At 72.1% G+C, this 11302-nt stretch carries 10 protein-coding genes; 6 read left to right on the top strand and 4 right to left on the bottom strand.

Annotated features, from left to right (window positions below; translation table 11 throughout):
• Positions 1–281, top strand: a 281-nt coding sequence (locus tag KME77_RS16355; protein ID WP_372451181.1) for a PLP-dependent aminotransferase family protein, incomplete at its 5' end; no start/stop codon positions are given.
• Positions 278–1498 (top strand): M24 family metallopeptidase, encoded by a 1221-nt coding sequence (locus KME77_RS16350; RefSeq protein ID WP_219467971.1) that lies wholly within the window; start codon positions 278–280, stop codon positions 1496–1498. The genes KME77_RS16355 and KME77_RS16350, both read left to right, overlap by 4 nt.
• A 48-nt stretch (positions 1499–1546) precedes the next feature.
• On the opposite strand, the gene KME77_RS16345 is transcribed toward KME77_RS16350, so the two are convergent.
• Positions 1547–3754, bottom strand: coding sequence for an amylo-alpha-1,6-glucosidase (locus KME77_RS16345; RefSeq protein WP_308250727.1), 2208 nt, complete (start codon positions 3752–3754; stop codon positions 1547–1549).
• Between the two features lie 109 nt (positions 3755–3863).
• On the opposite strand from KME77_RS16345, the gene KME77_RS16340 reads away from it, so the two are divergent.
• From KME77_RS16340 to KME77_RS16325, 4 genes are read left to right on the top strand one after another with little or no spacing between them, the layout of a single operon-like run.
• Positions 3864–4874 carry a LacI family DNA-binding transcriptional regulator gene (locus KME77_RS16340; protein WP_219467965.1) on the top strand — a complete coding sequence of 337 codons (1011 nt, stop codon included), beginning with the start codon at positions 3864–3866 and terminating at the stop codon, positions 4872–4874.
• 54 nt (positions 4875–4928) lie between these two features.
• Complete coding sequence (locus tag KME77_RS16335; RefSeq protein WP_219467961.1) at positions 4929–6152, top strand: extracellular solute-binding protein; 1224 nt, start codon at positions 4929–4931, stop codon at positions 6150–6152.
• Positions 6152–7183 carry a carbohydrate ABC transporter permease gene (locus KME77_RS16330; protein WP_219467958.1) on the top strand — a complete coding sequence of 344 codons (1032 nt, stop codon included), beginning with the start codon at positions 6152–6154 and terminating at the stop codon, positions 7181–7183. Before KME77_RS16335 ends, KME77_RS16330 begins: the two co-directional genes overlap by 1 nt.
• A 2-nt stretch (positions 7184–7185) precedes the next feature.
• The gene (locus tag KME77_RS16325; RefSeq protein ID WP_219467954.1) at positions 7186–8016 is read left to right on the top strand and encodes a carbohydrate ABC transporter permease; all 831 of its coding nucleotides are present in this window, start codon (positions 7186–7188) and stop codon (positions 8014–8016) included.
• Between the two features lie 145 nt (positions 8017–8161).
• On the opposite strand, the gene KME77_RS16320 is transcribed toward KME77_RS16325, so the two are convergent.
• From KME77_RS16320 to KME77_RS16310, 3 genes are all read right to left on the bottom strand, one after another.
• The gene (locus KME77_RS16320) at positions 8162–9097 is read right to left on the bottom strand and encodes an SMP-30/gluconolactonase/LRE family protein (protein ID WP_219467951.1); all 936 of its coding nucleotides are present in this window, start codon (positions 9095–9097) and stop codon (positions 8162–8164) included.
• Positions 9098–9170: 73 nt separating this feature from the next.
• Positions 9171–10586 carry an L-fucose/L-arabinose isomerase family protein gene (locus KME77_RS16315; RefSeq protein WP_219467948.1) on the bottom strand — a complete coding sequence of 472 codons (1416 nt, stop codon included), beginning with the start codon at positions 10584–10586 and terminating at the stop codon, positions 9171–9173.
• Positions 10587–10609: 23 nt separating this feature from the next.
• A partial coding sequence (locus KME77_RS16310; RefSeq protein WP_219467945.1) for an SDR family oxidoreductase occupies positions 10610–11302 on the bottom strand: 693 nt, incomplete at its 5' end.

Genomic DNA, 11302 nt, shown 5'->3' with positions numbered 1-11302 from the left:
CCGACCGGCTGGCCGCCGACCACGTGCGAGCGGGACGGCTGGCCGAGCTGCTCGGCGGGCTCGGCCGCGCCGGCACCAACATCGTCCAGGTCCCGCTGCGCGGCGACGGCCCGCCGTCGCGGGACGTCGTCGCCGAGCTGGCCGGGCGCGGCGTGCTCGCCCAGGCGGCCGGCGAGCGCCTGCTGCGCCTGGTCACCCACCGAGACCTCTCCGACACCGACATCGCGCGGGCGGCGGACGTGCTCCGCGCCGTGCTGCTTCAAGACGGGAGCCGACAGTGACGAACGGGACAGCGACGGACAGGACAGCGACGAACGGGACAGCGACCCACACGACCCTGCGGAAGGAACAGCCCTCCTTCTACGGCGGCGACGAGCTGCACGCCTGGAAGCAGGCCAGACTCCAGGAGACGATGGCCGCGCACGGCCTCGACGCGCTGATCTTCACCAAGTCGGAGGCGGTGCGCTACGTCACCGACTTCTACGTCAAGGGCTACCGGCCCTTCATGGACCCCGAGTACTTCGCCGTCCTGCCGGCCGACGGCCCGCCGATCGTCGGGCACACCTCGGGCAGCGACAACTACCGCATCCAGATAAAGTCCGACATCGCCGACCATCGCAAGATCGGCGGGCTCGAAACGTGGGCCGCCGAGCTGGCCAAGGTCCTGGCCGACTACGGGCTCGGCTCGGGCGCGGTCGGCGTGGACCTGCTGCCGTTCCAGGTGCACCAGGGGCTGCTGGAGCGGTGCCCGTCGCTGCGGGTCGTGGACGCCTCGCACCTGTGGACGGAGGCCACGCTCGTCAAGCACCCGATCGAGATCGGCTACATCCGGGAGGCCCTGGCGCTGGTGGAGATCGGGCTGTACGCGGCCTTCGACGCCATCCAGCCCGGTGTGCGCGAGCGCGACGTCGCCGTGGCCGCCGAGAGCGCGATGCGGCGGGCGGGCTCGGAGATGCAGCCGTTCATCACCGTCGTCTCCTCCGGCCCGAACGCCAGCATGTTCGAGCGCATCGCCACCGAGCGGCGCATCCGCTCCGGGGAGATGGTGGTGGTCGACATGGGCGCCGTGTACAAGGGCTACACCGGTGACCTGGGGCGTACCGTCTGCGTCGGCACGCCGACCCGCGAGCAGCGGGAGATCTACAAGGTCACCCACGACGCCGTCCAGGCGGCCATCGCCGCCGTCCGGCCCGGCGCGACCTGCGCCGACATGGACCGGGCCGCGCGGGAGGCCATCGCGGCGGGCGGGTACGGCGCCTACGAGCACAAGTTCGCCACCGGCCACCAGCTCGGCTGGGGGCTGCACGGCGAGCCGCTGGTCAACCGGGGGGTGGAGGCGGAGCTGCGGCCCGGCATGGTGATGTGCGTCGAGCCCCGCGTGACCCTGTACGACCAGCCCGAGGTGGGCGGGGCGCATCTGGAGGAGGCGGTGCTCGTCACGGAGGACGGGCACGAGCTGCTCAGCCGCTGCCGCTTCGAGGAAGCCCTGCTCGCCTGACCGCCCCTTACCCGTTTCAGTCCTCAATCGATGGCGTCCTCGCCCGGTTCAGCTCTCGGCCGTCTCGATCGACAGGCCCGGTGGGAGGCCGGTCACCTCGGCGGCGCCCGAGCGGGAGACCGTCACGGTGACCTCCGCGCCCGCGACCCGCAGCCCCCGTACGGTGACCGCGCCCAGCGGGGCCCCGGCGAGCGGCCGGAGCAGCACCTTCCCGCCCGGGACGTCCGGGTACAGGCCGGCCGCCGCGTGCAGCAGCGTCACCGCGGCGGCGGCCGACCACGCCTGGGGGCGGCAGGCGGCGGGGTAGGCCACCGGGCGGCCCACCTCGTCGCGGTCGTCGCCGGCGTACAGCTCGGGCAGCCGGTAGCCGAAGCCCTCGGCCGCCGCCAGCAGGCCCTGCGCCAGGTGCCCGGCCGGTGCGCCGTGCCCGGCCCTGGCCAGGGCGGCGATGACGATGGCCGTGTCGTGCGCCCACACGGACCCGCAGTGGTACGACAGCGGGCTGAACGCGCCGTCGTCCGCCGACATCGTGCGCAGCCCGTACGCGCCGGACATCGCCGGGGCGGCCAGCAGCTCGGTCACCCTGGCCTCCTCGGCCTCCGACAGCAGGCCGGTGCCGATGAGGTGGCCGATGTTGCTGGTCAGCGAGTCGACCGGCCGCTTGTCACGATCAAGGGCCAGCGCCGGGAAGCTGGAGAGGGCAGCGCCGGGCACGGGGTTGCCGGCAAGAGCGGTGCCGGTCGAGGCGGAGGTGCGGGTCGGCGCGGTGGTGCCGCCGGTCCAGAAGCGGGTGCGGAAGCGCTCGCCCATCGCCTCCGCGTACGCGCGCCACTTCTCCGCCCCTTCCCGCCCGAACGCCTCCAGCAGGTCGGCGCCCTGGCGGGCGGCGGCGCACGCGTACCCCTGAACCTCGGCCAGCGCGATCGGCGGCTCCGCCTGGCGGCCGTCGTGGAAGCGGACGGCGTCGCCGGAGTCCTTCCATCCCTGGTTGGCCAGGCCGTGGCCGCTCGTGTCGATGTACTCCAGGAAGCCGTCCCCGTCCGGGTCGGCGTGCTCGCCGAGCCATCGCAGCGCCGACTCCAGGGCCGGGAGCAGCGGCTCGACCTGGGCGGCGGGCATGCCCCAGCGCCAGGCGTCGTGCAGCAGGCCGACCCAGAGCGGCGTGGCGTCGATGGTGCCGTAGTAGGCGGCGGGCAGCCGCAGGTCGCGGCCGACGCGCTCGTTCCTGCGCAGCTCGTGCATGATCTTCCCGGGCGCCTCGCCGGAGGCCGGGTCGAGGCGGGAGCCCTGCCGCCGGGCCAGCACGCGCAGGGTGCCGGCCGCCAGGCCGGTGCCCAGGGGCAGCATCATCCTGGCCGCCCAGAGGCTGTCGCGCCCGAACAGCGTCAGGTACCACGGCACCCCCGCCCCCAGGAACGTCTGCCCCGGGTCGGTGCTCTCGGCCAGCCTGAGCGAGCGCAGGTCCTCCAGGGAGTGGGCGGCCAGCCGTACGAGCCGGGCGTCGTCGGCCGTCACCTGGGGGACGCTCCACTCCAGGGTCCCGCTGGGCGCGGCGACCACGGCCTCGGGGTCGTCGATCACGACGGACCAGCGCAACGTGACCCGCTCGCGCGGCGCGAGCGCCACCTCCCAGCGCAGCCGCCCTCCGGCCGCGTCGCCGCTCGCGGCGGGAGCGTCGTCCGCGGGTGACGCCGTCGCGCCCTCGCTCTCGACGCGGACGCGGATCGGGCCGGAGCGCCACTCGATCGTCCCCTCCCCCACCGACGGGACCACTGACGGGACACCGGCTCCCGGGTCGGCCGGGCCGCCCTGCCGCACCACTTCGAGCGGCGCGAAGTCGCAGCTCAGCTCCACCGCGACGGTGGCGGTCACGGGCCTGGTGGCGGTGGAGGCGATCTCGACGCTCTCCGTCATCCGCCCCGGCGCGACCTCCCGCGTACGGTCCAGCCGCACGGTCGGGTCCGAGATCGGGTCGCCCAGCCACCGCGCCACCGACACGAACCGGGTGCGCCCGGCGGCCTGGAACGCGTGCCCCACGGCCTCCGGCTCCAGGCCGTCCACGGTCAGCGTGGCCCGGGAGAGCGCCCGCGAGTCGGCGTGGAACAGCCCCTGCACCCCCTCCGCCCTGATCTGCCCGTCGGCCCCGCTCAGCGCGCTCGTCGGCGCCATGACGGTGCCGACGAGGTCGTGCAGCGGCGGTTGCAGCCGGTTGTTGGCGTGATAGAGCACGTACGGCCCCCGAATCTTGACAGCCACTTCGCCTGAGGAGATAGTGCGTTGCATTCCGTTTACTTGAACGATCCAATCCTGCCATACTTCGATTTGAACGTTCAAACCAACAGAAAGCGACGTGATGCCGGAAAAGGTGACGATCGCTGACGTCGCGCGGCAGGCCGGGGTGTCCCGCCAGACCGTCTCGAACGTGCTCAACGCCCCCGAGCTGGTCCGCGAGGAGACCCGGGAACGCGTCCGGCAGGCGGTCGAGCAGCTCGGCTACCGGGTGAACCAGGCGGCGCGCCGCATGCGGACGGGCCGCTCACGGCTGCTGGCGGTGCGGATCGAGCGGACCCAGGACGGCATGAACGTCTTCGACCGGTTCCTGCACGGGCTGACCGAGTCGGCGGCCAAGGCCGGGTACCGGGTGATCCTCTACTCGGCCGACGACGACCGCTCCGAGATCGCCACGTTCGACGACCTGCTGGGCGCGTACGAGCCGGACGCGTTCGTGCTGACCAGCACCCACTACGGCGACGTGCGCACCTCGTGGCTGGAGGAGCGGGGGCTGGCGTTCGTGACGTTCGGCCGCCCGTGGGGGACGCCGGACGGCGGCGGCCATCCGTGGGTGGACGTGGACGGCGCGGCGGGCACGGCCGCCGCCACCCGGCGCCTGGCCGGGGCGGGCCACCGGCGGATCGGGTACATCGGCTGGCAGGAGGGCTCCGGCGTCGGCGACGACCGCAGGAGCGGCTGGGCCCGGACGATGAAGGACCTCAGCGGGACCACCACCGGCGACACAGACGGTGACAAAAGCGGCGACACAGGCGTGCTCGAACGGCGGACCGACGGCTCCACGGCCGAGGGTGAGGCGGCGGCCAGGGAGCTGATCGCGGCGGGCGCCACCGCGCTGGTGTGCGTGAGCGACTCGGTCGCGCTGGGCGCGACGCAGGCGGGCGTCCCCGTGGTCGGGTTCGACGACACGCCGGTGGCCGCCGCGATCGGCCTGACCAGCCTCAGCCAGCCGCTGTCCGAGGCCGCCGCGTGCTGCGTCGAGGTGCTGACGGGGCGCCTCGACGCGCCGGACGGCGGCTCACCGGGTGACGGCCCCCCGGACCACGTGCTGCTCGAACCCTCCCTCGTCATCCGGCGTACGGCCTGAGCCGTCCGCCGCACAGCTCGCCCCGAACCGGCGCACAGCTCGAAAGGAAGCGCGATGAAACTCCACCCCCTGGCGGCGCTCGCCGCGACGGCGCTGGCCGCGACCGCGTGCGGCAGCGGCTTCGAGGAGCCCGAGGCCGCGCCGCAGAGCAGCGGCCCGGCCTCGCTGCGCGTCCTCATCGCCTCCTCCGGCGACCCGGAGACGGCGGCGGTCAAGGACGCCGCGGCGGCGTGGGCCGGATCGAGCGGCAACCAGGTGACCGTCACCCCGGCGCAGGACATCCACCAGCAGCTCGGGCAGGCGTTCGCGGGCGGCAACCCGCCGGACGTCTTCTACGTCGACGCCTCCCGCTTCGCCGACTACGCCAGCGTCGGGGCGCTGGAGCCGTACGCGGACAAGATCTCCGACCCGGACGACTTCTACCCGAGCCTGCGCACGACGTTCACCCGGGACGGCAAGTTCTACTGCGCGCCCAAGGACTTCTCCACGCTCGCGCTGATCGTCAACGAGGGCCTGTGGAAGAAGGCGGGCCTGGGCGAGGCCGACGTGCCCAAGACCTGGGACGAGCTCACGGCGGTGGCCGGCAGGCTGAAGGCCGAGGGCATCACCCCGCTGGCGCTGGGCGACACGCGCGACCGGATCGGCGCGTTCATGGTGCAGGCGGGCGGCTGGATCACCAGCCCCGACGGCAAGCGGGCGACGGGCGACTCGCCGGAGAACCTCAAGGCCCTGGAGTACGTCAGGTCGCTGCTCAAGGACAAGCTGGCCGCCTACCCCAAGCAGCTCAGCGCGTCGTGGCCGGGCGAGGCGTTCGGCAAGGGCAAGGCCGCGATGACGATCGAGGGCAACTGGATCAAGGGCGCCCTCAAGGCCGACTACCCGGACATCCGGTACAAGGCGTACGAGCTTCCGCAGGGGGCCGAGCAGGGGACGCTGTCGTTCACGAACTGCTGGGGCATCGCGGCCAAGAGCCCCAGCAAGACCGCCGCCGTCGCGTTCGTCGAGGCGATGACCAAGGCGGAGCAGCAGATGACGTTCGCCAAGGAGTTCGGGGTCATGCCGTCGCGGCAGTCGGCCAAGGACGCCTACACCAAGGAGTTCCCCGCCGACACGGCGTTCGTGAACGGCGCCGCCTACGCCCAGGGCCCGGTCAACGCCCCGAAGATGGACAGCGTGCTGGCCGACCTCGACGCCGGGCTGCAGCAGCTCACGGCGCAGGACCCGAAGGCGCTGCTGGCCAGGCTGCAGAAGAACACGCAGTCCGCGCTGGGTGAGTGATGCGCCGCCGCCGTGCCGGGCTGCCGGCGCGCCGAGGCCACCTGAGGGACGACGTGACGGGCTGGCTGTTCGCCGCGCCCGTCGTCGTGATCCTCGGCGTGTTCCTGCTGCTGCCGATCCTGATGGCGATGTGGGTCAGCCTGACCTCGTGGAACGGCCAGGGCAGCCCGTTCAAGGGCGGCGTGCCGTTCGTCGGGCTGGACAACTACAGCCGCCTGTTCACCCGCGACGACCTGGCCCGCCAGGACTTCATGACCAGCATCAGGAACAACGTCTACTACGTCGCGATCGTCGTGCCGCTGCAGACGGTCCTGGCCCTGGGCCTGGCGCTGGTGGTCAACAGCCGGCTGCTCAAGGGCAGGTCGTTCTTCCGCAGCGCGTTCTTCTTCCCGTCGGTGACCAGCTCGGTGGCGGTCAGCGTGGTGTTCCTGTTCATCTTCGGCAACTCGGGGGCGCTGGCGCAGTTGCTCGGGTTCTTCGGCGTCAAGGGGCCGGAGTGGTTCTCGGACTCGCGTGGCGTCCTGCACCTGCTGCTCGGCGTGGACACGCCGCCGGCCGCGCTGGCCGATCACGGGGTGTTCGGCCTGTCCTGGTGGGAGTGGCTGTCGGGGCCGAGCGTGGCGATGTGCGCGATCATCGCGCTGGTGGTGTGGACGACGTCGGGGACGTTCATGCTGATGTTCCTGGCGGCGCTGCAGGACATCCCGGTGACGCTGGAGGAGGCGGCCATGCTCGACGGGGCGGGGCGCCGGCAGCGCTTCCGGTACGTGACGCTGCCGATGCTGCGGCCGACCATGTTCCTGGTGCTGACGCTGGGGCTGATCGGGACCTGGCAGGTCTTCGACCAGATCTACGTGATGAGCCAGGGCGCTCCGGCCAAGACCACGCTGACCCCGGCGTTCCTGTCGTACCGGACGGCGTTCCGCGACTTCGACTACGGGGCCGGGACGGCGATCTCGTTCGTGCTGTTCCTCATCATCGTGCTGCTGACGCTCTTCCAGCGGCGCGTGATGCGGGAGAGGAGGGGGTGAGCATGCGCAGGCTGGCCAGCACTTTCACGGGGTATGCGATCCTGGTGTTCTTCGCGCTGGTGTTCGTCTACCCGTTCGTCATCCAGGTGGCCACCTCGTTCAAGACCGAGCCGGACGCGGCGGCCTCTCCCCTGTCGCCGATCCCGCACCCGCTGACGACGGCGGCCTTCGAGCGCGTCTTCACCGGCACGGACCTGCCGCTGTGGCTGGGCAACTCGCTGCTGGTGGCGGTGGTGCTCACGGCCGGGCGGGTGTTCCTGGACTCGCTGGCCGGGTACGCGCTGTCGCGGCTGCGCTTCCGTGGCCGGTCGGCGCTGTTCGGGGCGGTGATCGCGGTGATGGCCGTACCAGGCGTCGTCCTCTTTATCCCGAAATTTCTGGTCCTCAACCAGTTGGGGATGTACGACAGCTACCTGGCGCTGATCCTGCCGATCATCGTGGACGCGGCGGGCGTGTTCATCATGAAGCAGTTCTTCGACTCGATCCCGGCGGGTGTGGAGGAGGCGGCCCGGATCGACGGCGCGGGGCCGTTCCGCGTCTTCTGGTCGGTGGTGCTGCCGATGGCCAGGCCGGCGCTGATCACGCTGACGATCATCTCCTTCCAGGGGGCGTGGAACGAGTTCCCGCACACGCTGGTGGCGGTCCAGGACCCGGCGCTGTTCACCTTGCCGCGCGGGCTGGCCGACCTGGTCAGCGGGTCGCTGGGGGGCGGCACCCAGTATCCGCTGAAACTGGGTGCCGCACTGCTCGCCACGATCCCGGTGGCGGTGATCTTCGTGATCTTCCAGCGCCACTTCGTGCGCGGCGCCAACGAGGGCAGCTCCAAGGGCTAGAAGCCTCTCCTCCTCCGGTACGGCTCCGCCAAGGTCACCGCCACCCGCCGCACGGGGCTCAGGGCCTCCAGGAAGACGCCCGCTGAGCCCGCACGGAGCCGGCCGCCGTGACGCGCGAGTTCTCAGCCGCCCGAGCGGTGCCCGGTCACCGTGGCGTCTTGATCGCGTTGACCGCGTAGGTCGTGTCGGGGGTGGGGGTGGTGGTGAAGCGAGCGTTCGGCAGGTACAGGCGCTTGCCGAACTGCGCCACCGTCGTCGGGACGTCGAAGCGGGCGTCCGTGACCCGGTTGACCACCATGCCGGAGGTCGCGTCGTGGCTCAGCCTGACGACGGCCACCGTGTTCAGCCGGTTCTGGACCACGAACAGCGTCCTGCCGTCCAGCAGCAGGCCGTCGCCGTTCGTCATGACCTCGCCGCCCAGGCCGATCTCCGCGGTGACGCCGGTGGCGGGGTTGACCTTGAACAGTTTGCCCAGGTTCGACTGGACGATGATCAGGGACCTGTGGTCGGGCGCCGGGGCGATGCCGTTGGCGTTGTTGCCGGTCGTGTACTGGATCGCGCCCGTCAGCGGGATGGAGGTGGCCTGGTCGGGCAGCGCCCCGTGCCGGCCGAGGGCGAGCTTGTAGAGCACGGGGTTGGTGGAGTCGGTGAAGTAGGCGGCGTCGCGGGTGAGCACGACGTCGTTGACGAACGACGCCCCGGTGGCCAGCTGGTACGACTTGAGCACGGCCCCGGTGCGGGCGTCGACCACCCGGGCGTTCCCGGCGGTGCCGCCCGCCACGAACAGCCGGCCCCGGTCGTCGATCTTGAGGCCGACGGACGGGGTGCCGGGGCCCGCGCTGATGACGGCGCCACGGCCGGTGCGCAGGTCGGCGCGGTAGATGTCGCCGTTGGCGAGGGAGCCCAGATAGGCCACGGGGGCGTGGCCGATCGTGATGCCCTCCGGGCGGAAGCCGTTGGGCAGCGCGATCGTGTCAGGGGCGCTCGGGTGGGACAAGGCGGCGGCCTGCGCCGGGGCGGGCGCGCCGATCATGGTGACGAACAGGGCACAGAGTGCGGTCTTGAGGATCGCTGATCTCATGCGGCCACGATGCCCCCGCCCCCGGGCCGGGCCTAGACCCAAAGGGCGGGTTCACAGCGAGCTTTCAGATATTTCAGACTTCAACCAGATCGATCTCCAGCAGGTCCGCCAGAGCGCGCAGCTCCGCGACGCGGTGGCCGGTGCCGAGCGCCCAGTGGTGGGAGATGCCGGTGGCGCTCCACTCGTCGGTCCACTCGCCGGGGTCGCGCCCGAAGTCGACGCGCGAGGTGGTGTTGCCGATCTTCAGGTGCGGCCCGTCCACGGTCTCGCCCTCCGAGGCCACGAAGCCGAAGCGCCCGTCGCGCCGCTGGAGCAGCCCGAACGCCGTCACCGGCCCGTGCGTCACGTCGAACTCGACCGACACGCCCCAGCCGCGCTTGCCGTGGAAGACGCCCAGCCCTCGCAGCAACGGCTTGCGGGAGCTGATCGCCAGGTGGGCGGGCCCGTCGTGACCCATCTCGACGTGCCCGCGCAGGAAGTCGAGCGCCTGGAACTCGGTGAACGAGCCGCCGCCGCCCAGCCTGTCCATGATCATCATGGCCAGGGAGGTGCGCAGCTCGTACTCGCCGGCCGACGGGACGCCGCGCGCGGTGAGCAGCGACGAGCCGAGGATCATGCCCGCGCCGAGCCGTTCGTGGACCTCGCCGTCGAGCCCCCGGTGGTAGTAGGCGAGGCTGTCGAGGTCGAAGTCGGCCACGAGCTGGTCGAGCCCGGCCGAGACCCGGGCCGCCCACTCGAAGTCCTCGGGCACGACCGTGTCGGCCAGCTCGAACATCTCACCGGCCAGGGCCATGCGGTCCTTGATCTGGCTGTCGGTGACCTTCTCCACGCGTACGCGCAGGTCGTCGAACTCCAGCACCTCCACGTGCCCGCCGAAGTTCACCGGCACGAGGGTGAGGTCGGTGGCGACGTCCAGCATGCCCGGGTACAGGTGGCCCATCAGGCCGTGCCGCCCCTTGCGCAGCGCGGCCCGCACGCCGGCCGCCTTCACCCACCGCTCGATCCTGGCCCAGGCGCGCTCGTCCTCCAGGTAGCCCGACACCGAGCGGAACGGGATCCCGGCCCTGGTGAAGGTGTTGGCCATCTCCGGCAGCGGGCACGCGCCGCAGTAGGCCAGCCACTGGCCGGTGTCGAAGGTGTCGTGGTCCATCGACTCGGTCGGCTGCAGGTTGATCAGCAGCACCGGCGCGCCGCTGCGCTGGGCGACCGGCAGCAGCATGGTCGCGGTCATGTAGGTGGTCAGGAAGCCGACGATCAGGTCGCAGCCCGCCTCGCGCAGCCGCTCGGCGGCCACCGCGCCCTGCTGCGCGTCGGAGATGAAGCCGACGTCCACCACCTCGCAGCCGAGGGTGCCCATGCGCTCGGAGACGCGGGCGGAGGAGCGCTCCAGCTGCGGCAGCAGGTCGGGGAACTGCGGCCAGTACGCGCCCAGCCCGCCCGCGACCAGCCCGACCCTGGTGGGGCGCGGGGCGATTCGTTCGAGGGTCATGTCGTGATCTCTCCTGTGATGGGTCAGCGGAGGAAGGCGGCGGCCACGCCGGCGTCGACCGGGACGTGCAGCCCCGTGGTCAGCGACAGGTCGCCGCCGGCGATCGCGAACACGGCCGCGGCCACGTGCTCCGGCAGCACCTCCCTCTTCAGCAGCGTCCGCTGGGCGTAGAACTCGCCGAGCTTGTCCTCCTCCACCCCGTACACGGCCGCCCGGTTGGCGCCCCAGCCGGAGGCGAAGATGCCGGACCCGCGGACCACGCCGTCGGGGTTGACGCCGTTGACGCGGATGCCGTGCGGACCCAGCTCGGCCGCCAGCAGCCGCACCTGGTGGGCCTGGTCGGCCTTGGCCGCGCCGTAGGCGACGTTGTTCGGCCCGGCGAACACGGCGTTCTTGGAGGAGATGTAGACGATGTCGCCGCCCATGCCCTGGCCGATCAGCACCCGGGCGGCCTCGCGGGAGACCAGGAAGGAGCCGCGGGCCATCACGTCGTGCTGCAGGTCCCAGTCGTCGAGCGTGGTCTCCAGCAGCGAGCGCGACAGCGACAGGCCGGCGTTGTTGACGACGAGGTCCACGCCGCCGAAGGCGAGCACGGCCTGCTGGAGCGCGGACAGGACCTGCTCCTCGGAGGTGACGTCCACGCCGACGGCCACGGCCGCGTCGGCGGGCCGCAGCGCGGCGGCGCCGATCTCGGCGGCGACCTTGCCGGCGGCGCC

Origin of the sequence: Nonomuraea rhizosphaerae (genome assembly GCF_019396405.1) — a bacterium.
GTDB lineage: Bacteria > Actinomycetota > Actinomycetes > Streptosporangiales > Streptosporangiaceae > Nonomuraea > Nonomuraea rhizosphaerae.
Note: the sequence above shows the minus strand (reverse complement) of the source record. Positions and strands in the feature narration are given on the sequence as shown.